The sequence below is a fragment of the Bradyrhizobium sp. HKCCYLS3013 genome (assembly GCF_051167615.1).
Lineage (GTDB): Bacteria > Pseudomonadota > Alphaproteobacteria > Rhizobiales > Xanthobacteraceae > Bradyrhizobium.
Genome location: NZ_JBNPTK010000006.1, coordinates 195219 through 221256 on the forward strand (window position 1 = coordinate 195219; position 26038 = coordinate 221256).

General features: G+C 66.1%; 24 protein-coding genes and 1 tRNA gene. 14 read left to right on the forward strand and 11 right to left on the reverse strand.

All coding sequences use genetic code 11. The features are described from left to right. Positions 1-104: 104 nt before the first annotated feature. Together ACQR1F_RS13665 and ACQR1F_RS13670 are read right to left on the reverse strand one after the other, a co-directional pair. On the reverse strand, positions 105-1706 hold the full coding sequence (locus tag ACQR1F_RS13665; protein ID WP_434913287.1) for a DUF6538 domain-containing protein: 1602 nt from the start codon (positions 1704-1706) through the stop codon (positions 105-107). Positions 1707-1791: 85 nt separating this feature from the next. Next, positions 1792-1878, reverse strand: a tRNA-Leu gene (locus ACQR1F_RS13670). Between the two features lie 224 nt (positions 1879-2102). Between ACQR1F_RS13670 and ACQR1F_RS13675 the strand changes: the two genes are divergently transcribed. Beyond that, the gene (locus tag ACQR1F_RS13675) at positions 2103-3071 is read left to right on the forward strand and encodes a complex I NDUFA9 subunit family protein (protein ID WP_434913288.1); all 969 of its coding nucleotides are present in this window, start codon (positions 2103-2105) and stop codon (positions 3069-3071) included. A gap of 126 nt (positions 3072-3197) precedes the next feature. On the opposite strand, the gene ACQR1F_RS13680 is transcribed toward ACQR1F_RS13675, so the two are convergent. Beyond that, positions 3198-4004 (reverse strand): undecaprenyl-diphosphate phosphatase, encoded by an 807-nt coding sequence (locus tag ACQR1F_RS13680; RefSeq protein ID WP_434908108.1) that lies wholly within the window; start codon positions 4002-4004, stop codon positions 3198-3200. A 357-nt stretch (positions 4005-4361) separates the two neighbouring features. On the opposite strand from ACQR1F_RS13680, the gene ACQR1F_RS13685 reads away from it, so the two are divergent. Beyond that, positions 4362-5054, forward strand: coding sequence for a glutathione S-transferase family protein (locus ACQR1F_RS13685; protein ID WP_316182999.1), 693 nt, complete (start codon positions 4362-4364; stop codon positions 5052-5054). Further along, the gene (queG, locus tag ACQR1F_RS13690) at positions 5003-6187 is read left to right on the forward strand and encodes a tRNA epoxyqueuosine(34) reductase QueG (RefSeq protein WP_434913345.1); all 1185 of its coding nucleotides are present in this window, start codon (positions 5003-5005) and stop codon (positions 6185-6187) included. The genes ACQR1F_RS13685 and queG overlap by 52 nt, the downstream gene beginning before the upstream one ends. 11 nt (positions 6188-6198) lie before the next feature. On the opposite strand, the gene ACQR1F_RS13695 is transcribed toward queG, so the two are convergent. Next, positions 6199-6984 carry an alpha/beta hydrolase gene (locus ACQR1F_RS13695; protein ID WP_315805635.1) on the reverse strand — a complete coding sequence of 262 codons (786 nt, stop codon included), beginning with the start codon at positions 6982-6984 and terminating at the stop codon, positions 6199-6201. Between the two features lie 327 nt (positions 6985-7311). Between ACQR1F_RS13695 and infC the strand changes: the two genes are divergently transcribed. Next, entirely contained in the window at positions 7312-7851 is a 540-nt protein-coding gene (gene infC / locus ACQR1F_RS13700; RefSeq protein ID WP_315805664.1) for a translation initiation factor IF-3, read from the forward strand. Between the two features lie 95 nt (positions 7852-7946). Here the strand turns inward: infC and ACQR1F_RS13705 are convergent, their stop codons facing one another. Further along, on the reverse strand, positions 7947-8327 hold the full coding sequence (locus tag ACQR1F_RS13705; RefSeq protein ID WP_315805634.1) for a hypothetical protein: 381 nt from the start codon (positions 8325-8327) through the stop codon (positions 7947-7949). Between the two features lie 261 nt (positions 8328-8588). Between ACQR1F_RS13705 and rpmI the strand changes: the two genes are divergently transcribed. From rpmI to ACQR1F_RS13740, 7 genes are all read left to right on the forward strand, one after another. Then, on the forward strand, positions 8589-8789 hold the full coding sequence (rpmI, locus tag ACQR1F_RS13710; protein ID WP_008539890.1) for a 50S ribosomal protein L35: 201 nt from the start codon (positions 8589-8591) through the stop codon (positions 8787-8789). A gap of 77 nt (positions 8790-8866) precedes the next feature. Further along, entirely contained in the window at positions 8867-9226 is a 360-nt protein-coding gene (rplT, locus tag ACQR1F_RS13715; protein WP_172113603.1) for a 50S ribosomal protein L20, read from the forward strand. Between the two features lie 156 nt (positions 9227-9382). Further along, positions 9383-10465 carry a phenylalanine--tRNA ligase subunit alpha gene (pheS, locus tag ACQR1F_RS13720; RefSeq protein WP_257167549.1) on the forward strand — a complete coding sequence of 361 codons (1083 nt, stop codon included), beginning with the start codon at positions 9383-9385 and terminating at the stop codon, positions 10463-10465. A 155-nt stretch (positions 10466-10620) separates the two neighbouring features. Then, the gene (locus tag ACQR1F_RS13725; RefSeq protein ID WP_434891522.1) at positions 10621-11118 is read left to right on the forward strand and encodes an endonuclease domain-containing protein; all 498 of its coding nucleotides are present in this window, start codon (positions 10621-10623) and stop codon (positions 11116-11118) included. After that, on the forward strand, positions 11115-13523 hold the full coding sequence (gene pheT, locus ACQR1F_RS13730; RefSeq protein ID WP_434887935.1) for a phenylalanine--tRNA ligase subunit beta: 2409 nt from the start codon (positions 11115-11117) through the stop codon (positions 13521-13523). Before ACQR1F_RS13725 ends, pheT begins: the two co-directional genes overlap by 4 nt. Next, positions 13520-14296: a sulfite exporter TauE/SafE family protein gene (locus tag ACQR1F_RS13735; protein WP_315805630.1), complete on the forward strand. Its 777-nt coding sequence runs from the start codon at positions 13520-13522 to the stop codon at positions 14294-14296. Before pheT ends, ACQR1F_RS13735 begins: the two co-directional genes overlap by 4 nt. 33 nt (positions 14297-14329) lie before the next feature. Further along, positions 14330-15274 (forward strand): MBL fold metallo-hydrolase, encoded by a 945-nt coding sequence (locus tag ACQR1F_RS13740; protein WP_434913289.1) that lies wholly within the window; start codon positions 14330-14332, stop codon positions 15272-15274. Between the two features lie 139 nt (positions 15275-15413). Here the strand turns inward: ACQR1F_RS13740 and ACQR1F_RS13745 are convergent, their stop codons facing one another. Beyond that, positions 15414-16826 carry a flavin monoamine oxidase family protein gene (locus tag ACQR1F_RS13745; protein ID WP_434913290.1) on the reverse strand — a complete coding sequence of 471 codons (1413 nt, stop codon included), beginning with the start codon at positions 16824-16826 and terminating at the stop codon, positions 15414-15416. Between the two features lie 194 nt (positions 16827-17020). Between ACQR1F_RS13745 and ACQR1F_RS13750 the strand changes: the two genes are divergently transcribed. Continuing rightward, complete coding sequence (locus tag ACQR1F_RS13750) at positions 17021-17998, forward strand: YiiX/YebB-like N1pC/P60 family cysteine hydrolase (RefSeq protein WP_316183007.1); 978 nt, start codon at positions 17021-17023, stop codon at positions 17996-17998. A 12-nt stretch (positions 17999-18010) separates the two neighbouring features. On the opposite strand, the gene ACQR1F_RS13755 is transcribed toward ACQR1F_RS13750, so the two are convergent. Then, positions 18011-18286 carry a metal-sensitive transcriptional regulator gene (locus ACQR1F_RS13755; protein ID WP_315805626.1) on the reverse strand — a complete coding sequence of 92 codons (276 nt, stop codon included), beginning with the start codon at positions 18284-18286 and terminating at the stop codon, positions 18011-18013. Between the two features lie 51 nt (positions 18287-18337). Between ACQR1F_RS13755 and ACQR1F_RS13760 the strand changes: the two genes are divergently transcribed. After that, complete coding sequence (locus tag ACQR1F_RS13760) at positions 18338-21034, forward strand: heavy metal translocating P-type ATPase (RefSeq protein ID WP_434913291.1); 2697 nt, start codon at positions 18338-18340, stop codon at positions 21032-21034. Positions 21035-21110: 76 nt separating this feature from the next. After that, positions 21111-21863: a sulfate transporter family protein gene (locus tag ACQR1F_RS13765; protein ID WP_434874513.1), complete on the forward strand. Its 753-nt coding sequence runs from the start codon at positions 21111-21113 to the stop codon at positions 21861-21863. On the opposite strand, the gene ACQR1F_RS13770 is transcribed toward ACQR1F_RS13765, so the two are convergent. From ACQR1F_RS13770 to nth, 4 genes are all read right to left on the reverse strand, one after another. Further along, on the reverse strand, positions 21801-23420 hold the full coding sequence (locus tag ACQR1F_RS13770) for a DHA2 family efflux MFS transporter permease subunit (protein ID WP_434913292.1): 1620 nt from the start codon (positions 23418-23420) through the stop codon (positions 21801-21803). The genes ACQR1F_RS13765 and ACQR1F_RS13770 overlap by 63 nt on opposite strands. Then, entirely contained in the window at positions 23417-23923 is a 507-nt protein-coding gene (locus tag ACQR1F_RS13775; protein ID WP_434846125.1) for an isoprenylcysteine carboxyl methyltransferase family protein, read from the reverse strand. Before ACQR1F_RS13775 ends, ACQR1F_RS13770 begins: the two co-directional genes overlap by 4 nt. Further along, positions 23920-24972, reverse strand: a complete 1053-nt coding sequence (locus tag ACQR1F_RS13780) for a type III polyketide synthase (RefSeq protein WP_434913293.1) — start codon at positions 24970-24972, stop codon at positions 23920-23922. Before ACQR1F_RS13780 ends, ACQR1F_RS13775 begins: the two co-directional genes overlap by 4 nt. A gap of 206 nt (positions 24973-25178) precedes the next feature. Further along, positions 25179-26021, reverse strand: coding sequence for an endonuclease III (gene nth, locus ACQR1F_RS13785; RefSeq protein WP_434913294.1), 843 nt, complete (start codon positions 26019-26021; stop codon positions 25179-25181). Positions 26022-26038: the final 17 nt, after the last annotated feature.

Below are 26038 nucleotides of genomic sequence, written 5' to 3' on the forward strand. Positions count from 1 at the left end.
TGTATATAGGCGCAAACCCAGGGTAACCACCGCAGGGTGTCCTTCGAGGCATGTCACGACGCCGACGGACCGTGCTCAGGCCTTTGGAGGAATGCCCCCAGCCTTCAACTAACGTCTATGTTTGGGAACCGGTCGACGGCCTTCGCCTTCGCAGCAATGGTTACGTCCCCGTAATCCTCAGAAGCATTGCGCGGTGCGTGCCCCTGTATGGCATCGAGCACGCGCATGGCCACCTCTTGCTCAATGCCGATAGTCTTAAAACGATGGCGCCACCCATGGCTCGGATCAACGTTCGGGTCCTTCACAACTTCACGCACGAAGGCATTGACCTTATTCCGCGCTGTCTTCACCGCCTTGCGAACGCCAAGATCTCCAGCTTTGGGGTCAATGAATAAATAGCCTCTTGAGGACCTCTCATAAAATTCTGGAAAACCTTCTTCGACGATTTGGCGATGCAGCACTACGTCTCTAGCTTCGTCAGTCTTCACGGGGCCCGCCTCGGGCGTCACGTGCACGACCCAATCTTTACCTTCGCGGCGAATGTCCTCTTTGCGAAGCTGAAGCATCTCGCCTACCCGCGCTCCCGTGAAGGCACACAACCACGGCACCCACCGTTTGGCCAACGCCAGCTTCGGAGCAACCCTCCCAGCAACAGAAGTCCGGGCGTGTTTGAGAATGGCGGATGCTTCTCGGTCGTAAAATCCCTTTGACCTGAGTTTGCGCGATTTGCCGACCTTGATGGTAAGTCCTTCGGCAGGGTTGAAGTGCATACGGCGGTTCATGACTGCCCAACCAAACACGGTCTTTAGGCCGGCTAAGTCACTATCCTTCACGGTCTTCGCACTCGCGCCGCCCCGCAGCCGGTGATCCTTGAAGCGGACTATGTCCTCCGGCGTTACGCGGCCCGCCTCGTCATGCTTCAGGAAGGCCACGAGCTTCATCATCGTTTTCTGATAGCTCTCATAGGTACTCTGCTTGCGACCGGCGGCCTTCGCCTCCTTCCACCAATCCTCGACCAATGCCGATAGCGACCCGTTCGAGGCGCCAGGCTCTAAGGCTGCCTTTCCTCGTTCTGCCGTAGCGTTTCCTCGCGGGAATGGAATTGCTTGCGAATCGGGCGAGTAGTCGCCTTCACCTCTTGCCAATTTGGCCAGAAGTACACTGGCACGTTGCATGGCCGCGCCGAGTGCGCGGGCCATGGTTCGGCGGTTCTCAAGATCGATAAAGATCCCGTTGGCCGTCAGATAGCCGTCAGCAGCATCCAAACACGCCTGTTCCATCCGGAAAATCTTGTCCTCTGGCAATTCCGGGGCGCCATCCAACGTTCGCTGAGACGCAGCAAGTATCTGCTCCCTCGTCCGTGGGGCGCCAAACAGCCGATCTCCGGCCTCGACATCCCAACCGGTCTGTTGGCTTGGATTATCCCGGTACATCTGCAGCCACTGATCGTAGGCGACGACGGCAAGTTGATGCGCCTCACGTTCAGTCAATAGTTTTGGCCCTTTGCGCAAGTTGGCCCACCGGGCCTCAAGCTCGGCAAGTGCCTTCGCGAAGCGCTGTTTGGCCTCGCCCGGATCGCGGGTTTGAAGGCTTACCTTCTCCTCGCGCTTGCCGACGATCTTGCGCAAATCGTCCGGGACAGCCTTTCGGAGCTGATAGATTCCAGTTTTGGGATGCTTCCACGGACGCGACATAGCCAACGGCATTGTACCACCCTTCTGTACCACTGAGGAGCGGGTAAGCCGTTGAATTTGCTAATTTGCTTTGGATTTCACGCTCTTAGAAGAGCGGTGGTGCCCAGGAAAGGACTCGAACCTTCACGGCCGTTAAGCCACTGGCACCTGAAGCCAGCGCGTCTACCAATTCCGCCACCTGGGCATGTGGAGGCGGTGTGTACGGATCGAACGGCGGCTTGTCAAACCGCCGAAGGCCCAAGATGACAATTTTTCTCACGCCATGCGCAAAAACACGGCCACTTTTCCGCGGTGCGGACGATGGGCTATACAGCGGGCCAGGATGGCGGCCCGCGGGATGCGAATCGCCGCTCAGAGCCCTCTCGTCGGGGCGGCCCGACCGCCCGATGCAATCCCAGGAAGCATTCCATGGCATCGAATCTGGACACATTGGTTACCGTCTTCGGCGGCTCCGGCTTCGTCGGGCGCAACGTGGTCCGGGCGCTGGCCAAGCGCGACTACCGCATCCGCGTCGCGGTGCGCCGGCCGGAGCTCGCCGGCCACCTGCAGCCGCTCGGCCGGGTCGGCCAGATCCACGCCGTCCAGGCCAATCTGCGCTATCCCGACTCCGTCGCGTCAGCGATGCGCGACAGCCATGTCGCGATCAACCTCGTCGGCATCCTGACCGAGAGCGGCGCGCAGACCTTCGACGCCGTGCAGGCCGAGGGCGCCGCCACCGTCGCGAAGGCGGCCGCCGCTGCTGGCGCCCGCATGGTGCATGTCTCGGCCATCGGCGCCGATCCGGAGTCGGCGTCTGCTTACGCCCGCGCCAAGGCGGCCGGCGAGGCCGCCGTGCTGGCCGCGGTGCCCGAGGCCGTGATCATGCGCCCGTCGGTCGTGTTCGGCCCCGAGGACCAGTTCACCAACCGCTTTGCCGGGCTCGCCCGGATCTCGCCGTTCCTGCCGCTGATCGGCGGCGGCGAGACCAAGATGCAGCCGGTCTATGTCGGCGACGTCGCCACTGCGGTGGCCGATGCGGTCGACGGCAAGGCGCAGCCGGGCGCCACCTACGAGCTCGGCGGGCCGGAGGTGCTGAGCTTCCGGGAGATCCTGAAAATCATCCTCGAGATCACCGACCGCGACCGCGCGCTGCTGCCGGTGCCGTTCGGACTGGCGAAGATGAAGGCAACCTTCCTGCAGTTCGCGCCGGGGCCGCTGAAGCTGACGCCCGATCAGGTCGAGCTGCTGCGCCACGACAACGTCGTGTCGGAGGCGGCGAAGGCGGCCGGCCTGACTTTTCAGGGCCTGGGCATCACGCCGGATTCACTCGAGGCGGTCGCCCCGCAATATCTCTGGCGCTTCCGTCCCGCCGGGCAGTTCCAGCGCAAGAACGCGTAAGAAGGGCCCCCCTGCTAAACGCCGTCATTGCGAGGAGCGAAGCGACGAAGCAATCCAGAGTCCCGCCCACCACACTGGATTGCTGCGCTTGCGCTCGCAATGACGAGCGGAGAGAGACGGGCCGACTTACTTGCCGAGGGCCAGCGCGATCAGGCCGATCGTGCCGACGATGACGCGCCACCAGGCGAACAGCACGAAGCCATGGCGGGTGACGTAGCCGAGGAACGCCTTCACCACGATCATCGCGGTGATGAAGGACACGACGAAGCCGATCGCGATCAGGCCGAGGTGATCGGACGTCATCTCGGCGCGGCTCTTGTAGAAGTCGTAGACGAAGGCGCCGACCATGGTCGGGATCGCCAGGAAGAAGGAGAATTCCGCCGCCGAGCGCTTGTCGCCGCCGAGCAGCATCGCCGCCACGATGGTGGCGCCGGAGCGCGACACGCCGGGGATCATCGCCAGGCACTGCGCGACGCCGATCCACAGATACATCATCAGCGGATAGCGCGTGGCGTCGTGCTCCCGCGGCTTGAGATCGATCTGATCGACCCACAGCAGGATGGCGCCGCCGACGATCAGCGAGAAGCACACCACCCAGGGATCGAACAGGAGCGCCTTGATGTACTTGCCGGCGATGAGGCCGACAACGACCGCGGGCAGGAAGGCGACCAGCACGCCGATGATGAAGCGGCGGTCGTCAGGGTTCGTCAGCGCGCCGATCGCGACGCGGGTGAGCTTGAAGAAGTACAGCGCGACGATGGCGAGGATGGCGCCGAGCTGGATCAGGATCGCGAAACTCTTCCAGAACCCCTCGTCACCGAGCCCGAAGAAGCGCTCCGCCAGCAGCAGATGGCCGGTCGAGGATACCGGAAGAAACTCGGTGACGCCCTCGATGATGCCGAGAAGCACCGCCCGCAGCGTATCTGACATCATTGATCGGATCCTGGATTGCCGGCAAAACGCCGCCCTTCTCGCCTATTCGGCCCCCGCCCGCAATTGCAAAAAGCGGCATGGGCGGTCCTATCGGATGAATGAACCGGCGCGTGAGCGCAGCTTACGAATCAGAACGCGACGGGTCCGGAGGGCCGATCCAGCTCACCGACGCGTGTTCCCCGAACGTCGTTTCCCGCATGCTGACCCGTCGCCCTACTGCTTACACTTTCGCCGACCATGCGCTAATGGTCCGATTCGCGAGCGCAACCGCGCGCCGGTATCGGGACGAGGCATCGGTGCGAACCGATGGTTGATTGTTCGTTAAGCGCCGCAGCCGCGGAATCGTCGAAAGGCTCCATGTACACGCTCTTCCACCATCCCTTCTGCCCGCATTCACGCTTCGTCCGGCTGGTGCTCGGCGAATACGGGCTCGATCTGCGCCTGGTGGAGGAACGCGCCTGGGAGCGCCGCGAGGCGTTTCTCGTGCTCAATCCCGCGGCCACCACGCCGGTGCTGTCGGTCGAAGGCCTGCCGCCGGTGCCAGGTGTCGGCGTGATCGCCGAATTCATCGATGAGACCTGCGGGCTTGAGATGGGCGATCGCCGGCTGATGCCGGGCACGGCGGCCGAGCGCATCGAGGTGCGCCGGCTGATGGACTGGTTCAACACCAAGTTCTTCGAGGAGGCCTCGAATCTCTTGGTCACCGAGCGCATCTACAAGCGCTTCATGAGCGAGGAGGATGGCGGCGGGCCGCCGTCGACCGACGTGATTCGCGCCGCCAAGACCAATGTGCGCTATCATCTCGCCTATATCGGCTGGCTCGCGCAGCGGCGCAATTTCCTGGCCGGCGACCGCCTGACCTATGCTGATTTGGCCGCCGCCGCGCATCTGTCGGCGATCGACTATCTGGGCGACGTGCCATGGATCGAGGACGACGCCGCGAAGGCGTGGTACGCGCGGGTCAAGTCGCGGCCGTCGTTCCGGCCGCTGCTGAGCGACTGGCTGGCCGGCGTGCCGGCGTCGCGCACCTATGTGGATCTGGACTTCTGAGCGCCGATAGGCCCACGCCGGAGACGTTGAAGGCGGCGCTGGCCGCCGAGGCGCAGCGGCTGGGCTTCGATGTCATCGGTCTCACCGCCCCGGTCGTGAGCGCCGAGCGGGCCGCCGCGTTCGAACGCTTCCTCGCCGCCGGCCAGCACGGCGACATGGACTGGCTGGCGCGCGAGCCGTCCCGCCGCACCGATCCCACAACGCTGTGGAGCGAGGTCCGCAGCATCATCATGCTCGGAGTCAATTATGGCCCCGACGAGGACCCGCGCGCGGTGCTGTCCCAGCGCAGCAATGCTGCGATTTCGGTCTATGCCCGAGGCGACGACTATCACGACGTCATCAAGAAGAACCTCAAGACGCTCGCGCGCTGGCTGGTCGCGCAGGCCGGCTGTGACGTGAAGGTGTTCGTCGACACCGCGGCCGTCATGGAGAAGCCGCTGGCCGAAGCGGCCGGGCTCGGCTGGCAGGGCAAGCACACCAACCTGGTGTCATCAGGCTTCGGCTCCTGGCTGTTCCTCGGCGCCATCTACACCACGCTGGACCTGCCGCCGGATGCGCCGGAGCTCGATCATTGCGGCTCCTGCCGGGCTTGCCTCGACAGTTGCCCGACCGCGGCCTTCCCGGCCCCCTACAGCCTCGATGCACGGCGCTGCATCTCCTATCTGACGATCGAGAACAAGGGGCCGATCCCGCGCGAGTTCCGCAAGGCCATGGGCAATCGCATCTACGGCTGCGATGACTGCCTCGCCGCCTGTCCGTGGAACAAGTTCGCGCAGGCTGGACGCGAGGCGAAGCTGGCGGCGCGCGACGCGTTGCGCGCGCCTTCACTGGCGGAGCTGGCCGCGCTCGACGATGCCGCGTTCCGCGCGCTGTTCGCGAAATCGCCGATCAAGCGCATCGGCCGCGACCGCTTCCTGCGCAACGTGCTGATCGCGATCGGCAACTCCGGCGATGTGGCGCTGACGCCGTCCGCCGAGCGGCTGGCCACCGATCCGAGTCCGCTGGTGCGCGGTGCCGCCGCCTGGGCCTTGGCGCAACTGCTCGACCCGGGGGCTTTTGCCCAACGTGCGACGATTGCGCTGGCGACCGAGGCCGCCGAGAGCGTCCGCGCGGAATGGCAAGTCCGATGCTGAAGCAGGCCGCCTCAGCCCATCTCGCCAACGGCGGCCAGCATGCGCGCGATGTCCTGCGGACGCGACAGCCGGTGGTCGCCGTCCTGGATCATGGTCAGCACCACGTCTTCGGCGGGCAGGCGGTGGGTCAGCGCGAACGCATGCTGCCAGGGGACGTCCGGGTCCTGCGCGCCTTGCAGGATGCGCACCGGGCAGCCGATCTTGATGGCACCGCCGAGCAGGAGATGATGACGCCCGTCCTCGATCAGCGCCCTGGTGATGGGATAGGGCTCGCCGTACTCCGACGGACGCATCCAGACGCCGTTGGTCTCGATCTCGGTCCGGACCGCCGGCGAGAAGCCCTTCCACATCAGCTCCTCGGTGAAATCGGGCGCCGGGGCGATCAGGACCAGGCCCGCCAGCGTCGCTTCGGCCGGTTCCTCGAGCAGCGCGCGCGCCAGCAGCAGCGCCATCCAGCCGCCCATCGAGGAGCCGACCACGACCTGCGGTCCGCGGCAGAATTGCCGGAACACGGCAACGCTCTCCTCGAGCCAGCGGCTGATCGTGCCGTCGACGAAGCGTCCGCCGGATTCGCCGTGCCCGGAATAGTCGAAGCGGACGCAGGCGCGCCCGCGCCCGGCGGCCCAGGCGTCGAGGGCCAGTGCCTTGGTGCCTTTCATGTCGGAATTGAAGCCACCGAGCCAGAACAGCCCGGGCGGATGGCCTGGCCGCGCCCGCACCGCGATCCGGCGCGACGATTCGCCCGCGCCGACGGTGATGAAGACAGGCGGATCGGCATTCTCTGCAGCAGGGTTCATGGATCGTTACTCGCTGTCGGGTGTTGTGTGGGCGAACCGGCCGTTTCCGTCAATCGGCCAAGCTTGGCGCTGCCGCTTGCGAAAGCGCGCGGCGCACTCTATGTCCCCCGGCGGAACCACGAGGGCCCGAAAAAGCGCGAGTTTGATCGCAATTCTCGGCCGTGTGGCTTCCTTGGGGGAATGCATCGACGCACGAGTCTCGCGCATGCGTCGCAGGAGCCGCGACGGCCGGGCGGAATTTCGACGCACCGGACAGTTGCGACCTTGCCCGCGAAAGCATCTTCCTTCAAACTAGCCGCCTTCTTCCACAACCTTGGAGAACTACCCATTCGCCGCCCCAATCGAGCCCCGCCCGCTGCCGTCAAAGACGGGCCGCGCACCAATGATGAGATTCGCAATGCGCAGATCCAGCTGATCGATGCCGAAGGCACCAACCGTGGTGTCGTCGAGACCGTTGTCGCGATCAAGATGGCCGCTGACGCCGGCATGGATCTGGTCGAGATTTCGCCGAACAACACGCCTCCCGTCTGTAAGATCATGGACTACGGGAAGTACAAATATTCGGCGCAGAAGAAGGCCGCCGAGGCCCGCAAGAAGCAGAAGGTCGTTGAGATCAAGGAGATCAAGCTCCGCCCGATGATCGACGACCACGACTACGACGTGAAGATGCGCGCGATGCAGCGGTTCTTCGAAGAGGGCGACAAGGTCAAGATCACGCTGCGCTATCGCGGCCGCGAAATGGCGCACCAGGAGATCGGCACCAAGCTGCTCGACAAGGTGAAATCCGACGTCGCAGCGTTCGCCAAGGTCGAGCAGGACGCCAGGTTCGAGGGCCGTCAGGTGGTCATGGTTCTGGCGCCGCGCTAGGTCCAGCACACCGACACCCGAAGCCGGGCCCGCCACGCGTTTGGCGGGCTTTTCTCTTGAAGGGCGCCCGCCAGGACCGCTCTTGCGGGCCGGGGTCAGGACCGCGTCGCCTGCCACCGCCCGCGGCAGGTTCCGGACGAGCCTTTGCCGCTCCAGCGACCGAAACCTGAGGTGGCGCCGAGCCGGCCGGTGCCACTGGCCGAGGCGCCACCCTGGGATACCCGCACGGTGACGGCGCCGCCGCGGCCAACCGAGCCGGTGATGTTGGCGGTGCTGTTCGAGAGGACCCGGCCCCTGCTGATCCGGATCGGGAAGCTGTAGCCCTGGTCGCAACTGCCGGCCTCGGTAATGATCAGCACGGTCCAGGCGCCATCGAAGCCGGCAGCGTGCGCAGGCCTCGCCGGCAGGCCTGCGAGGCCCGTCAGCAGCGCGGTCGTAAGGGCGGCGGAGATGGCGCGGCGAATGAGGCGGGTCATGGTCGATCCTCGACTGTCATGGTCGGCTGATCATGGGTCGGAATAGCCGATTCCGTGGTTCGACGTTGCCAACTGGCTTTGTCTCTGGCATAAGCGCGGCCTTCGTCGCCCGGCTGATCAAGGGCTGCCGTGGCGATGTTTCTGTGCGGGTGGATCCTCGTTTGGACCCGAAACCTGAGCACAACCAACGCTCTAACGAGCATTTTCGCCGGATGGCGCCGCTTTTGCGGGCGGCTTGCCGTTGGCATCAAGGAGAGCCAAATGCCCAAGCTGAAGACCAAATCCGGCGCCAAAAAGCGCTTCAAGGTGACTGCCACCGGCAAAGTGATGCACGCCCAGCGCGGCAAGCGCCACGGCATGATCAAGCGGACGAAGAAGCAGATCCGGCAGCTGCGCGGCACCCGCGTGCTGTTCAAGACCGACGGCGACAACGTCAAGAAGTACTTCTTGCCGAACGCCTGACCGGCCTCTCGCTTCCGAACCCCTGGCCGCCTCAAAGCCGCGGCTGATCGTCATCTCTGAATCCAAGGATTTCCGGCATGTCTCGCGTCAAACGCGGTGTGACCGCCCACGCCAAGCACAAGAAAGTCTTCAAGGCCGCCAAGGGCTATTACGGCCGCCGCAAGAACACGATCCGCACCGCCAAGCAGGCCGTCGAGAAGGCCGGCCAGTATGCGTTCCGCGATCGCAAGCGCAAGAAGCGCACCTTCCGCGCGCTCTGGATCCAGCGCCTGAACGCCGCCGTGCGTCCGTTCGAGCTCACCTACAGCCGATTTATCGACGGCCTGTCCAAGTCCGGCATCACCGTCGACCGCAAGGTGCTGTCGGATCTCGCGATCAACGAGCCCGCCGCGTTCGAGGCGATCGTTGTGAAGGCCAAGGCGGCGCTCGCCGCCTGATCGCGCAGCGCATCGTGAGGATTTCAAAAGCGGCCGATGCTCTCGGCCGCTTTTTGCTATCCGGCGACATGCCGGTTTGCTTGCCTGCTTTCGCTTGACCGCTGTCGCCGGCGCGGCGACAACCCAGCCGCCTTTTGTCCCGCGGAGATTTTGCCCGTGTCCGACCTCGCCTCGCTCGAAACCTCGATCCTCGACCAGATCGCCGCCGCCGGCGATGAAGCCGCGCTGGAAGCGGTGCGCGTCGCCGCCCTCGGCAAGAAGGGCTCGATCTCGGCGTTGCTGGCCACGCTCGGCAAGATGTCGCCGGACGAGCGCAAGACGCAAGGCGCGGCGATCAACCTCGCCAAGGACAAGGTCACGCAGGCGCTGACCGCGCGCCGCGACGTGCTCAAGGCCGCGGCGCTCGATGCTCGCCTCGCCGCCGAGACCATCGACGTCACCCTGCCCTTGCAGGACACGCCGGCCGACACCGGTCGCATCCATCCGCTCAGCCAGGTAATGGACGAGCTGACCACGATCTTCGCCGACATGGGCTTCTCGATCGCCGAAGGTCCCGACGTCGAGACCGACGACTACAACTTCACCAAGCTGAATTTCCCGGAAGGCCATCCGGCGCGGGAGATGCACGACACCTTCTTCTTCAACCCTAAGCCTGACGGCTCGCGCATGCTGCTGCGGACCCACACCTCGCCGGTGCAGGTGCGCACGATGCTGAGCCAGAAACCGCCGATCCGCGTGATCTGTCCGGGCCGCACCTACCGCATCGATTCGGACGCGACGCACACGCCGCAATTCCACCAGGTCGAGGGCCTCGTCATCGACAAGGGCTCGCATCTCGGCCACCTCAAATGGATCCTGCACGAATTCTGCAAGGCGTTCTTCGAGGTCGACCACATCAACATGAAGTTCCGGCCGTCGTTCTTCCCGTTCACCGAGCCGTCGCTCGAGGTCGACATCCAGTGCCGCCGCGACAAGGGCGAGATCCGCTTCGGCGAGGGCGAGGACTGGCTGGAGATTCTCGGCTGCGGCATGGTGCATCCGAACGTGCTGCGCGCCTGCGGCATTGATCCCGACGAGTACCAGGGTTTCGCCTGGGGCATGGGCATCGACCGCATCGCGATGCTGAAATACGGCATGAGCGATTTGCGCCAGCTGTTCGAAGGCGACGTCCGCTGGCTGTCGCACTACGGCTTCAAGCCGCTGGAGGTGCCGACGCTGGCCGGGGGATTGAGCACGTGACGATTGTCGGCCCCAATGTTTCCCAGCAAACGCTAGGACTCCCTCTCCCGCTTGCGGGGGAGGGCTGGGATCTGCGCGCTCTTACTTCGACAACCATCGGTCTCTCCGTTCCCTCCCCCCTTGTGGGGGAGGGTCAGGGAGGGGGGTAGCCCAGGATGCCGCACGCCGTTGTCAGCAACCGCCAGCGCAACCGAGCGAAGCAACTTCGCCAGGCGATGACGCGCGCCGAGACGCTGCTGTGGCGCTACATCAAGGCCGACCGAATTGACGGCGCCAGCTTTCGCCGCCAGGTGCCATTTCGCAACTACATCGCAGACTTCGCCTGCTTCTCGGCCAAGCCCGTGATCGAGCTCGATGGCGAGTCGCACGATTTCACCGAACGGCAGGCAAGAGACGCCGAGCGTGACGCCTTCTTCGCAGCCGAAGGCTTCGAGGTCCTCCGCTTCACTAATGAGCAGGTGACCTCGAATCTGGAAGGTGTTGTTGCGGCAATCCGCCAAGCCATTGCCGACCGCGCCCGCGGCTTACCCCCCTCCCCACCCCTCCCCCACAAGGGGGGAGGGAGCGGAGAGAGCGTCGCAAGCGACCAAGACAGCGAACACGACCACACTCACGATACAAACACCAGCAAGATCCGAGGCATGCAGCCATGAAATTCACGCTGTCCTGGCTGAAGGACCATCTCGACACCGATGAGTCGGTCGAGACAATCGCCGACAAGCTCACGATGATCGGCCTCGAGGTCGAGCATCTCGAGGACAAGGCGAAGCTGCTCGCGCCGTATAGGATTGCGCGCGTCGTCTCCGCCGAGCAGCACCCGAACGCCGACCGGCTGCGCGTCTGCATGGTCGACACCGGTGACGGTGGCGCGCCGGTGCAGGTGGTCTGCGGCGCGCCGAATGCGCGCGCGGGGCTGGTGTCGGTGTTCTCGCCGCCCGGCACCTACATCCCCGGTAAGAACATCACGCTCTCGGTCGGCACGATCAGAGGTGTCGAGAGCCGCGGCATGCTGTGCTCGGCGGCCGAGCTCGAGATCTCCGACGATCACGACGGCATCATGGAGCTGCCGGCGGATGCGCCGATCGGCACCCCCTATGCCGAATGGGCCGGGCTCGGCGATCCCCAGTTCGAGATCAATCTGACGCCGAACCGCCAGGACTGCACCGGCGTGCACGGCATCGCACGCGACCTCGCTGCCGCCGACATGGGTAAGCTGAAAGACCCCGGCATCAAGCCGATGAAGGGCGAATTCCCCTGTCCCGTGAAAGTCGTGCTCGAAGACGAGAAGCTGTGTCCCGGCTTCGCGCTGCGGCTGGTGCGCGGCGTCAAGAACGGCCCGTCGCCGAAATGGCTGCAGCAGCGCCTGACCTCGATCGGCCTGCGCCCGATCAACGCGCTCGTCGACATCACCAACTACATGACATTCGACCGCGCGCGTCCGCTGCACGTGTTCGATGCCAAGAAGGTCAAGGGCAACCTGGTCGTCCGCCGCGCCCGCGACGGTGAGACGCTGCTGGCGCTGGACGGCCGCACCTACACGCTCGACGATTCGATGTGCGTCATCGCCGATGACGCCGCTGTCGAATCGCTCGCCGGCATCATGGGCGGCGAGGCGTCGGGCTGCGATGAAGACACCACCGACGTGCTGATCGAATCGGCGCTGTGGAACGAGATCAACATCGCCCAGACCGGCCGCAAGCTCGGCATCAACTCCGATGCGCGCTACCGCTTCGAGCGCGGCGTCGATCCGGCCTTCATGGTGCCGGGCCTGGAGATGGCGACCAGGCTGGTGCTCGACCTGTGCGGCGGCACGCCATCGGAAACCCTCGTCGTCGGCAATCCCTTCGGCGATGACCGCATCGTCGACTTCCCGCTCACCGAGGTGAAGCGGCTGGCGGGCATCGAGGTGCCACTGACCGAGATGCGGCGGATCCTGACGCATCTCGGCTTCGTGGTCGCAGGCAATGGCCCGGTCGTGAAGGTCGCGGTGCCCTCCTGGCGCAGCGACGTCCACGGCAAGGCTGACATCGTCGAGGAAATCGTGCGCATCGTCGGCGTCGACAAGGTGCCGATGACGCCGTTCGAGCGCGGCGATGCGCCGCGCAAGCCGGTTCTGACGCCGCTGCAATTGCGCACGCGGCGCGCCAAGCGCGCGTTGGCGGCACGCGGCATGGTCGAAGCCGTGACGTGGTCATTCATCTCGAAGCCGGCCGCCGAATTGTTCGGCGGCGGCAAGGCCGAACTCGCACTCGCCAATCCGATCGCGGCCGATCTCTCGGACATGCGCCCGAGCCTGTTGCCGGGCCTGATCGCGACTGTGCAGGCCAACGCCGATCGCGGCTTCGGCGATGCGGCGATCTTCGAGGTCGGGCAGGTCTTCAAGGGCGACGGCCCCACGGATCAGTTCGTGGCCGCGAGCGGCATCCGCCGTGGCATCGCCTCGGCGAAGGGACTCGGCCGGCATTGGACGGGATCGCAGCCGGCCAGTGCCTACGACGCCAAGGCCGATGCGCTGGCCGTGCTGGCGGCGGCCGGCGCGCCGATGGCGTCGCTGCAGATCGTTGCCGGCGGTCCGGCCTGGATGCATCCGGGTCGCTCCGGCACCATCCAGATGGGACCGCAGAACGTGCTCGGACATTTCGGCGAGCTGCATCCGCGCACGCTGGAGGCCCTGAAGGTCGACGGCCCGCTCGTCGCTTTCGAGGTCATCCTCGATCGCATTCCGGCCGCCAAGGCGAAGCCGACCCGCGCCAAGCCGGTGCTCGAGCTCTCGGCATTCCAGCCGGTGTCGCGCGACTTCGCCTTCATCGTCGATCGCAAGGTCAAGGCCGGCGACATCGTGCGCGCCGCGCAGGGCGTCGACAAGAAGCTGATCACCGATGTTACCGTGTTCGACGTCTACGAGGGCAAGGGCATCGAGGACGGCAAGAAGTCGGTCGCGATCGCCGTGACCCTGCAGCCACGCGACAAGACCATGACCGACGAGGAGATCGACGCCGTCGCGGCGAAGATCACCGCTGACGTCGCCAAGAAGACCGGCGGCACGTTGCGCGGATGAGCCTGTCCGGGCTCATCCCTGCCGACCTCAGCCTGTTCGCGACGGTCGCACTGGCGATCACAGCTTTTATTGCTGCGACCGCGCGCGGGTTCTCCGGCTTCGGCTCGGCGCTGATCTTCATGCCGCTCGCGAGCAGCTTTGCGACGCCCCGTCTGGTCGCGCCGCTGCTGCTGGTGATCGATTTCGTCTCGATGGCCCCGATGGTGGCGCCAGCCTGGCGCGAGGCCGACCGCAGGGCCACCGCGGTGATCGTTGCGGGCGCGTTGGTCGGCGTGCCCGTGGGCACCTATTTCCTCAGCCGGCTGGACCCGGTCACCGTCCGCTGGATCATCACCGGTTTCGTGCTCGCGCTGCTTGCGCTGCTGCTGTCCGGCTGGCGCTATCGCGGCAGGGAGTACACCGCACTGTCGGTCGCTGTCGGCTGTATCTCCGGATTTTGCAGCGGACTGGCGCAGACCGGGGGCCCGCCGATCGTCGGCTACTGGCTGGGACGCCCGATCCCGCCGAAGATCGCGCGAGCGAACATCGTGCTGTTCTTCGGCGCATCGGACTTCTTCGCGATGGTGAGCTACGCAATGAGCGGGCTGATCTCCTGGGATTCGCTGAAGCTCTCGCTGCTGATCGGGCCGGTCTACGCGCTTGGCGTTGCGTTCGGCGCGTCGCTGTTCGGCCGCGCCAGCGAGCAGGTGTTCCGCGCCATCTGCTATGTGCTGATCGCAATTGCCGTCATCGCCGGCCTGCCGGCCCTCGACGGCGTGCTCGGGCGAGGCTAGCCTCCCCGCAACGAGACCAACCGGGAGGACACCATGATCAATCGCCGCACGATGTTGTCGCTCGCGCTGGGCACAGCCGGAGCTGTCGCAGCGCGCTCGGTGTTCGCGCAAGGCGCCAAGACCGGCACGCGGATCGTCTTCCTCGGCACCAAGGGCGGCCCACGCGTCGGCGTGGGCGCTTCGAATCCGGCCAATCTCGTCGTCGTCAACGGCACGCCGTTCGTGATCGATTGCGGCATGGGCGTCAGCCGTCAGCTCGTCAATGCGGGCGTTCCGATCCCGTCGGTCAAGTACATCCTGATCAGCCATCACCATTCCGATCACAATCTCGAATACGGCAACCTGTTCTACAACGCCTGGGCCGCAGGATTGTCGACGCCAATCCAGTCGTTCGGACCGAAGGGCCTGGAGGCGATGACCAGGAGTTTCTGGGAAACCAACAAGTTCGACGTCGACACCCGCATCGCAGATGAAGGCAGGCCCGATCCTCGGCCGCTCCTGGTCGCGAAGGACATCGACGCGGACGGCGTCGTGCTGAAGACGGCGGATGTGACGGTGACCGCGTTCCGGACGCCGCATCCGCCGATCACCGACAACTTCGCCTACAAGTTCGAGACCCCGGACGGCACGATCGTGTTCTCGAGCGACACCGCCTACAATCCGAAGCTCGCCGAGTTCGCCAGGGGCGCCGACGTGCTGGTGCACGAATGCCTGTATGTGCCGGCGGTCGATCGCTTGGTCGCGAAAACGAAGAACGGCTCGACGCTGAAGAAGCACCTGCTCGACAGCCACACGACGACCGAGGACGTCGGGCGCATCGCCGCGGCGGCAGGCGTGAAGGTGCTGGTGCTCAGCCACTTCGTGCCCGGTGATGATCCCGAAGTGACCGACGAGGATTGGACCCGGGACGTGAAGAAGAACTACTCGGGCCGGATCATCGTGGCGAAGGATTTGATGGAGCTGAAGCTGCCGGTGTAAGCTAGATCAGCAAAGCTGCAAATAGCGAGCACAACGACTGTACATTTCAAGGCCCTCTCCCCTTGTGGGTCCCACAAGGGGAGAGGGCGCAGTCACGGGCACCGCATCCATGTTGCGATCTTAGCGCGACGATCGAATGTCAATCCTCAGGCGAGGCCGACCGCACCTTGCCGCGACGGCGTGGTCGTTGCCGCTCACTGCTCGGCTCCGGCTCGGGATCCTTCAACGCGCCGATCCGGCGCAGCGCGGCTTCGGCGGCGCGTTCGCCCGAGTCCCAGGCGCCGTCGACTGTGCCCCACAGCGTTTCGTGCGTCGCCTCGCCCGCCAGGAACAGCGGACCGAGGGATTCGCCGAGGATCTTGCGCGCCCCCTGGCTGCCGGGCGTGGCCGCCGACATCGCGCCGAGCACGCCCGGCGCCTGGTTCCAGCGCGTGGCTGCGGACGCTTTCACCGCCGCGGCGGCCTCGCTTCCAAACAGCTTGCCGATCCACTCCCTCGCGAAGTCGACCATCGCCGCCTCGCCCTGCGCTGAGAGTTCACGGCCGAAGGCGCCGGCAACATCGACGGTGCAGAGCGACGATCCACCAATATTGGCAAGCAACAGACCGGTGCGGTTGGAATTACTCTGCTCGATGATGACCTCGTCCCGCGACAGGCCGAGCGGATTGCCCGCCAGCATCAGCGCAATGTGATCATAGCTGCCGAGGCTGAGCTTGGCGGCGGCGTCGAGCTGCCGCTTGGGCAGCTCGGGGGCGAACTTGATGGCGCCTGATGTCAGCACGTTGGTCGACACCGTGAGGATGACGGCGCGCGCCGCGATCCGCCCCGCCGGCGTTTCCACCGCGACGTCGCGGTTGGCCCACACGACGCGCGTTGCTGGAGTCGACAGCGACAACGGCACGGATTCACCGAGCCTGGCGATGAAGGTGCCCAGGCCCTGGCGGCAGGCCAGCGGCGCGCTGCGATCCTGCGCACGCGCCTTGTCCATCGCGGAGAGATCGGCGAGATCCTTCCCGGTCGCGCTGGCGCCGAGCACGAACGCGGTGGTGCTGGTCCAGTCGCCCAGATCCTTCGGCAGCGCCGCGGCGCAGGAGGTGTCGAGCTTGCCGCGCGCCGCCTCGTCGATGGCACGATTGGCGCGCACCAGCCCCGCCAGGAACTGCTCGGTCTCACCGGGCCGCGCATTGCGCCGACCGACCCGGATCTTCTGCCCGACGGGGGCCGCGACGAGATCGAGCCCGAGACCCCGCGCGAGCCTGCTGATGGGATTGCCGTCGGCATTGAGCAGCCAGCGGGCGCCGCGATCGAACGGCACGCCGAAGGTGGCAGTATCCGTGCTGCAACGGCCGCCGGGCTGCGGCGCGGCCTCCAGCACCACGACCTTGCGGTTGGCCGCGACGATCCGACGGGCCGCGGCGATTCCTGCCGCTCCCGCCCCGATCACGACAATGTCAGCCTCGCGTGGAACAGCCGCCTGCGCGGCGCGGCCGGCAATAGGCAGCGCGGCCAGCGCCGCGGAAGCGGAGAGGAAGCCGCGGCGCGTGACATTCATGACATGGTTTCCGAAAGCTTTTGAATCAAACGAATACCCGCCGAATTTGCCGCATCTGCCGCGCTGCGGCAACCGGGATGGTAAACGTGATACCGTGCAGAACGCGTCGACTATGAACCAAATTGCAACCGCAATCGACCATCATGGAAGAAGGGAAAAAGCCGGCGACCGGCCAAGGTCGCCCGGGGAGCGTTATGGGTATCGTGCTTGATCACATCGGCAAGCTGATTGCCGCCTATCTCCAGAAGGAGATCCCCGGCTATGAGCCGTTCACGCCGAGCGATCCGGACTATCTGCGCAAGGATGTCCAGCCCGGCGACGTGCTGCTCGTCGAGGGCAACAGCCGTATTTCCGGCATCATCAAATACCTCACGCAGTCAACCTGGTCGCATGCCGCGCTCTATGTCGGACCGATCGACGGCGCCGTCGAGCCCGACGGCGAGCCGCACGTGCTGGTCGAGGCCTATGTCGGCGATGGCGTGATCTCGGCGCCGCTGTCGAAATATTTCGCCTACCACACCCGTGTCTGCCGTCCGGTCGGACTAACGTATGAGGACCGGCACACGGTGTGCCGCTACGCCATCAATCGCATCGGCTTCGGCTACGACACCAAGAACATCATCGACCTGATGCGCTATCTGATCCCGATGCCGATTCCGCAACGCTGGCGGCGGCGCATGATCGCGCTGGGCTCGGGCGATCCGACCAAGATGATCTGCTCGGCGCTGATCGCGCAGGCGTTCGATGCGGTGCGCTATCCGATCCTGCCGAAGATCACGCGGGCGCCATCGCGGCGCGCCAAGCGCGAGATCCTGCACATCCGCGATTCGTCGCTCTACATGCCGCGCGACTTCGACATCTCGCCCTATTTCGAGATCGTCAAGCCGACCATCGTCAATGGATTCGACTACACGACGCTGCATTGGGCCGACAAGCAGAAGCCGCTCGCGGAGGTAGCGGGCGAGTTCGCCGTGTTTCCAGGAGCCATCACAGCGCCGCCGCTCGTTCCTGAGACGGCTGACGAAGAAGCGACGCAGCAGGCTGCGGCTGAGGAAGTAGTTGCGAAGCTCGGCGAGCGGCTCGTGGTCAGCGAGCATTTTCTCGTCGCCGAGCCGGTACGAAACGTCGCGCCACGTCCGACCGCACGACGCCGCAAAAAAGTGGCAGTCTGACCCGGGCTGGCCTCAGCGATCCGACCGGCTGATCACATCCATCAACTCCGCGATCTTCTGCCGTTGATCGGCCTTGTCGCCCGATGCGATGGCGTGCTCGACGCAATGGGCGACGTGGTCGCGTAGAATCTCCTCCTCGACTCGTCGCAGCGCCGCCCTGACAGCGGAGATCTGGGTCACGATGTCGATGCAGTAGCGGTTGTCCTCGACCATTTTCGACAGGCCCCTGACCTGCCCTTCGATCCGGCTCAAACGTTTCTGACAGGATGTCTTGATGTCCTCGCGCATGCGGCCTATATACCCCTACACGGTATAGGTTTCAAGAGGCGAGGCTGGACAATGTCGGGAACCGAACACGGACATGGCGCCGCAGCGGTCAAGGCCAGCGGATGCGGCTGTGGACCACAGGCGAGCGCGGTGGAAACCGGACAAGAGACCGCGGCTGCAGAGGGATGTTGCAGTGATCGTGCCGATGCAACACCAGCCCACAACCATGGCGGCTGCTGCGGCGGCCGCGACGAGGCGCCGCCGCCGATCGCGAAGGTGAAGGATCCCGTCTGCGGCATGTCCGTCGATCCCGCGACCTCCAAGCACCGCTTCGAACATCAGGGGCAGACGTACCATTTCTGCTCCGCAAGCTGCCGCACCAAGTTCGCCGCCGATCCCGCCAAGTATCTCGTGACGGCCGCGCCTGCAGTCGCCGCGCGGTGCTGTGGCGGTCATGACCATCACGCGCATCAGCATGACGATGCGAAGGTGATCGATCCCGTCTGCGGCATGAGCGTCGATCCCGCGACCTCGAAGCATCGCTTCGAGCACGCGGGTCACACGTTCCATTTCTGCTCGGCCGGCTGCCGCACCAAATTCGCGGCTGAGCCCGACAAATATCTCGGCGAGCGCGAGCCGCCGCCGGAGATGCCGGCGGGCACGATCTACACCTGCCCGATGCATCCCGAGATCCGGCAGGAAGGCCCAGGCACCTGCCCGATCTGCGGCATGGCGCTGGAGCCCGACCTCATCAGCCTCGACGATGCGCCCAATCCCGAGGTCGCCGACATGACGCGACGATTCTGGATCGGCGCTGTGCTGTCGGCACCCGTTGTGGTGCTGGAGATGGGCGGGCATCTCGTCGGCGGCCACGGACTGATCGATCCCGTGCTGTCGAACTGGATCCAGTTCGCGCTGGCGACGCCGGTGGTGCTGTGGGCCGGCTGGCCGTTCTTCGTGCGCGGCTGGCAATCGGTGCAGACCCGTAATCTCAACATGTTCACCCTGATCGCGATGGGCACGGGCGTCGCCTATGTCTACAGCGTGATCGCGACCCTGGCGCCGCAGGCGTTTCCGCCGGCGTTCCGCGGCCATGGCGGCGCGGTGGCGGTGTATTTCGAGGCGGCCTCGGTCATCACCGTCCTCGTCCTGCTCGGCCAAGTGCTCGAGCTGCGCGCACGCGAAGCAACGTCGGGCGCGATCAAGGCGCTGCTGCAACTGGCGCCGAAGACGGCGCGCCGGCTCGATGCCGATGGCAACGATCATGAGGTGGAGATCGCCGAGCTCGTCGTCGGCGACCGGCTGCGCGTGCGTCCCGGTGAGAAGGTGCCGGTCGACGGTGTCATTCTCGAAGGCCGCTCGTCGCTCGACGAATCGCTGGTCACCGGCGAATCGATGCCTGTCACCAAGGACGAGGGCGAGCGCGTCATCGCCGGCACGTTGAACCAGACCGGCAGCTTCGTGATGCGCGCCGACAAGGTCGGCCGCGAGACGCTGCTGTCGCAGATCGTGCAGATGGTCGCCGATGCGCAGCGCTCGCGCGCGCCGATCCAGCGCCTCGCCGACCAGGTCGCGGGCTGGTTCGTGCCGACGGTGATCGCGGCTGCCATTGCCGCCTTCGTCGCGTGGTACGCGTTCGGTCCCGAGCCGCGCTTCGCCTTCGGCCTCGTCGCCGCCGTGAGCGTGCTGATCATCGCCTGTCCCTGCGCGCTCGGCCTGGCAACGCCGATGTCGATCATGGTCGGGGTCGGCCGCGGCGCCCAGGCCGGCGTGCTGATCAAGAGCGCCGAATCTCTCGAGCGGATGGAGAAGGTCGACACGCTGGTCGTCGACAAGACCGGCACCTTGACCGAGGGCAAGCCGAAGGTGACCAGCATCGTCACGGCTCAAGGCTTCGACGAGTCTGAGGCGCTGCGGCTGGCCGCCAGCGTCGAGCGCGCCAGCGAGCATCCGCTCGCCGAGGCCATCGTCCGGCACGCCAGCGAGCGCAACCTCAAGCTCGCCGACGTCAGGAACTTCGACGCACCGACCGGCAAGGGCGCGCGCGGCGAGATCGACGGCAAGTCGGTCGTGCTCGGCAATGCCACCTATCTCGCCTCGCTCGGCATCATCACCGATACGCTGGGGGTCGAGAGCAAGCGGCTGCGCGAAGAGGGCGCGACCGTGATCACGATGGCCGTCGACGGCAAACCGGCCGCGTTGTTCGCGATTGCCGATCCGGTCAAGGCCTCGACGCCGGAGGCGCTGAAGGCGCTCGCGGCCGACGGCATCAAGGTGATCATGCTGACCGGCGACAACCGCACCACGGCCACCGCGGTCGCGCGAAAAATCGGCATCACCGAGGTCGAGGCCGAGGTGCTGCCGGACCAGAAGAGCGCCGTGGTCGCCCGGCTGCGCGCCAGCGGCAAGGTGGTCGCGATGGCCGGCGACGGCGTCAACGACGCACCGGCGCTCGCCGCGGCCGATGTCGGCATCGCCATGGGCACCGGCACCGACGTGGCGATGGAGAGCGCCGGCGTCACGCTGCTGCAGGGCGATCTCGGCGGCATCGCGCGGGCGCGAAAACTGTCGGCGGCGACGATGCGCAACATCCGCCAGAACCTGTTCTTCGCGTTCATCTACAACGCCGCGGGCATCCCGATCGCGGCCGGCATCCTCTACCCCGTGTTCGGCATCCTGCTGTCGCCGATCATCGCCGCTGCCGCGATGTCGCTGTCGTCGGTCAGCGTGGTCGGCAACGCGCTGCGGCTGCGGGCGACCGATCTTTGAGACGATGCCGGCGGACTTGCCGAAGCCCGCCGGCATGTCTACCTCTGCCGCGGGCTTTGCAGCGAGGGACCCCGCCATGATCGACGCCGCCATCAAGGCGCTTTCGCAAATTCTGTCGCCACCGATGCGCTCGATCCTGTGGCGCTCGATCGGGCTGGCGCTGGTGCTGGTCACGGTGCTCGCGATCGGGCTGCAGCGGCTCTTGACCTGGCTCGCGACCGCCGGCGAGGGCTGGGCGGAAGCCATGCTCGGGCCGAACTCGCACGGCACGCTCGAGGTGCTGACCTGGATCATCTCGATCGCCGCCGGGTTCGGCGTGGTGTTCGGCGGCATCATGCTGATGCCGGCGATCACGTCGCTGATCGCGAGCCTGTTCGTCGACGACGTCGCCGACCTCGTCGAGCGCGAGCACTATCCGGCCGAGCGCCCCGGCGTCGCGCTACCGTTCGGCGTCGCGATCGCGGAAGGCCTCAAGGCCGCCGGCCTCACCATCCTGGTCTATCTGATCGCCCTGCCCTTCGTATTCCTGGCCGGCGCCGGCTTCGTGATCTTCTTCCTCGCCACCGCTTGGCTGCTCGGCCGCGAATATTTCGAGCTCGCCGCGATGCGCTTCCGGCCGCCGGCGGAAGCGAAGGCGATGCGGCGCGACAATGCGGTGACCGTGTTCACCGCGGGCCTGATCATCGCGGCCTTCGTCACCATCCCGATCGTGAACCTGGCGACGCCGCTGTTCGGCATGGCCTTCATGGTCCACCTGCACAAGCGCCTATCCGGACCGCGGCCCGAGCTGATCGAGCCGTCGCCGGAGCGCCGGCTGCGCAGCCTCTAGCGCCATCATCCGCGGCGACAGGCTCACGGCCTTGTTGCGCGCGAACGGGATCAGCAGGAAGCCGATCAGGGCTATGCCTGCGAGCAGCGACCAGGCCTCGTTGACGCACAACGCGAGCGAGGCCTTCTCCACCAGCGGCCGGACATAGGCGATCGCCTGCTCCTCGGAGACGCCGCGCGGCCGGTTGCGCAGCAGCTCCGGCGCCAGCCCGATCGCCTTGGCCGCCACGGTATCGCCGGCCATCAGGCGGTCGCGGAACGCCTGCGCATGGAGCGCGACGCGGCCGTAGATGATGGTGTCGATCAGCGCGATGCCGATGGCGCCGCCGAGATTGCGCATCAAATTGAACAGCCCGCTGGCATCGGCGACCTCGACCTGCGGCAGGTCGCCGAGCGCGATCCGCGTCGGCGGCAGCAGGCAGAACATGATGCCGACGCCGCGCACCACCTGCGGCCAGAACATCTCCTGATAGTCCGCCGTCGGCGGCTGGAACGCGCTCGCGGCAAGCCCCGCGCCGAACAGCACGAAGCCGAACGCCGTCAGCAGACGCGCGTCGACCTTGCCGTCCAGCGCCGTCACCAGCGGGGCCGCAATCAGTTGCGCCACGCCGGTCACCAGCATGATCTTGCCGATCTCGAACGCATCGTGGCCGCGCACGAAGGCGAGGAACACCGGCATCAGATAGACCGAGCCGAACAGCCCGATGCCGAGGCAGAAGCTCGACAGGCAGCCGAGCGTGAACGACCGCCGCTGGAAGCTGCCGAGCCGCAGGATCGGATATGGCGCGGCCAGCAGGCGCTGGATCAGCAAGGTGAGGCATGACGCGCTCAGCACCAGGAACGCAATGCAGTTCGACGACAGCCAGCCGCCCTTCGGCGCCTCCTTCAGCCCGAGCTCGAGGCTGGCCAGGGACACCGCGAGCAGCAGCAGCGCGAACAAATCGAGCTTGTCGAGCTCCGCGAGATCCATGCGCTGCTTCGGCAGCAGGCCAGGCGTCACCAGCGCGGCAATGACACCCGGCACGATGTTGATGAGGAACAGCCAGGGCCACGACCAGGTGTTGGTGATGAAGCCGCCGACCACCGGCCCGATGGTCGGCGCGAGCACCGCGACGACGCCGCCGATGGTGGTCGCGACCGCATGCAGGCGCGGCGGAAACAGCAGGAAGACGGCGGAGAACACCACGGGGATCAACAGACCGCCGAAGAAGCCCTGCAGCACGCGGAACGCCAGCAGCGTGTGAAAATCGCCGCTGAACGCGCAGCCGAGCGAGGCGGCGGTGAAGATGCCGACGGCGCCTGTGAACAGCCAGCGCAAGGTGAACACGCGCGTGAGCAGGCCGGTGAGCGGAATAGCGATGATCTCGGCGATCAGATACGCCGTCTGGATCCAGCTCATCGCCTCGGGCGTGATGCCGAGCGCCTCCTGGATGGTCGGCAGCGACGTCGCCACCACCTGGATGTCCAGGATCGCCATGAACATGCCGACGCACATCAGGATGAAGCCGAGCCAGGTGGCGAGGCTCGGACGATCCTGCGGCGCGGCCGACCCGCTCATGCCGTCTGGCCGCCGCCGATGCCCGAGAGCGCCTCGGATTCGGCGCGGATACGAATGAACAGCACCGCCGCATTCAGCCCGGAAAAGATCAGCGCGATCAGCGGCAGATGCAGCGCCAGCGGCAGCAGCGCGATCTCGGCCGCGACCACCAGATAGTTCGGATGCGAGATGTAGCGATAGGGACCATCGGTCACCAGCGGCGCACCGGGCAGGATGATGATGCGCGTCGTCCAGCGCGGACCGAGCGTCGCGAGCACCCACCAGCGCAGCCCCTGCAGAGCCACGAAGCCCGACAGCAGCCACGGATCGACCTCCTGGTCGGCGCCGAGCAGCCACAGCGAGACCAGCCAGGCCGCGTGCATCGAGATCATCAGCGGATAATGATCCGCGCCGACCTCGACCGCGCCCATGGCGCGCAGGCGACGGGTGTTGTGGCGGGCGAGCACGAGCTCCCCGAGCCGTTGCATGGTGACGAGGGCGAGGACGAAGGCGGCGAAGGTCATGCGGCGTGCCTCAGTGAAACGCAGCTTGCGGTGAAACCCGGTCCGAGCGCGGTCAGCACCGAGCGCGGCGGCAGTCCGCGGGCGCGCGCGCGCTCCAGCACGAACAACACTGTCGGCGCCGACATGTTGCCGTAGTCGGCGATGATCTCACGCTCATGGTCGAGCGTGCCCTGGCCGATCGACAGCGCGCGCTCCAGCGCCGTGATCACCTTGGCGCCGCCGGGATGGCAGACGAAGCGGTCGACGTCGCCGGCCGACAGCTTCATGTTGCCGAGGATCTCGTTGACCGCGGGGCCCATGTTTTCGGTGACGAAGTCCGGAATCGTGCGCTGGAAGATCACGCCAAAACCTTCGGGATCGACGCTCCAGCCCATGATATCGAGCGTATCCGGCCACAGCTTCTCGCCGGTCGCCTCGACGCGCGTCTGCCCGCCATCGCCGGCGCGCAGGATCGCGGCCGCCGCGCCGTCGCCGAACAGGCTGAGCGCGACGATGTTGGCCTTGCTCAGCTCGTCGTGGCGCACCGCAAGCGTGCACAATTCGAAGGTCACGAACAGCACATTGGTGCCGGGCCGCGCCTGCGCCAGCCGCGCGGCGATCGACAGGCCGGAGACGCCGCCGGCGCAGCCGAGCCCGAACACCGGCACGCGCGAGACGTCGGAGCGGAAGCCCATGCGGCCGGCGACGCGCGCTTCCAAGGTCGGCGTCGCGATGCCGGTCGAGCTCACGCTGACGATGGTGTCGATCTCGGCAGCCGTGAGATCGGCCTGCGCCAGCGCCTTGTTCGTCGCATCGACGAACAGTGCCTCGGCGCCTTCGAGATAGGCTTGCGTGCGCTCCGGCCAGCCGCGCCGCTCCATGTACCATTCGATCGGCTTGACGCCGTAGCGCTGGCGGATGCCGGTGTTGGCGAACAGGCTCGCCATCGTGTCGAACTGCGGAAAGCGCGGCGACAGCACCACGCGCGCCGCTTCCATCACTTCGTTCTGACGGAATTGATGCGGCGGCACAGCGGTCGCGAGCGACACGAGGGCGGCGGTATGGTCCATGCGATCGATCCTTCCACGTCCCGGCGCAGAAAGTCCGAGAACGCGGGAATTCTCACGCGCCACTCACATCGCCCGGATTGCTGTTCCATCTTATGACCAATGCGGGCGGCGATGTGGCCCGGCGATGGTGAGAGCGCGTCGGCGCGTGACGTAAAGGTGACTGTCAATCGCACGCGCGCGTGCAACCGTTCGTCGTCCTCAACGTATCAGGCCGTCTTCTCCGGCCAGCGGCAGAGGTCCTTGATCAGGCACAGCTCGCAGCGCGGCTTGCGCGCGAGGCAGGTGTAGCGGCCGTGCAGGATCAGCCAATGATGCGCATGCAGCATGAACTCGGCGGGAATGACCTTCTCCAGCCCGAGCTCGACCTCGAGCGGGGTCTTGCCGGGGGCCAGCCCCGTGCGGTTGCCGACGCGGAACACGTGGGTGTCGACCGCCATCGTGTGCTCGCCGAACGCCATGTTGAGCACGACGTTCGCGGTCTTGCGCCCGGCGCCGGGCAGCGACTCCAATTCCGCGCGTGTGCGCGGCACCTCGCCGCCGAACTCGTTGATCAGCTTCTGCGACAGCGCGATCACGTTCTTGGCCTTGGTGCGGAAGAGGCCGACGGTTTTGATATAGTCGCGCACGGTGTCCTCGCCGAGCGCGATCATCTTCTGCGGCGTGTCGGCGACCGCGAACAGCGGCCGCGTCGCCTTGTTGACGCCGGCGTCGGTCGCCTGCGCCGACAGCACCACGGCGACGAGCAGCGTATAGGGGTTGAGATGCTCGAGCTCGCCCTTCGGCTCCGGGTTGGCCTGTGCGAACCGGCTGAAGGCCTCGCGGATCTCGGCCGGAGTCCAGGGCCTGGTCGCCTTCAACGCTGTCTTGGCCGGCTTGGCCGCAGTTGCCTTCGCCGCAACCTTTGCCGGCTTGCCCGCGGGCTTTTTCGGCGCTTTGGCAGCCTGTTTCGCGGTCGTCTTTGACGCCGAGCCGGGCGCAGCCTTGGCAGTTTTGGCGACCTTGCGAACCGGCACCGGCTTGGCGCGTTGGGGGCGGGTGATTTTGGCCATGATCCGGGTATACTGAG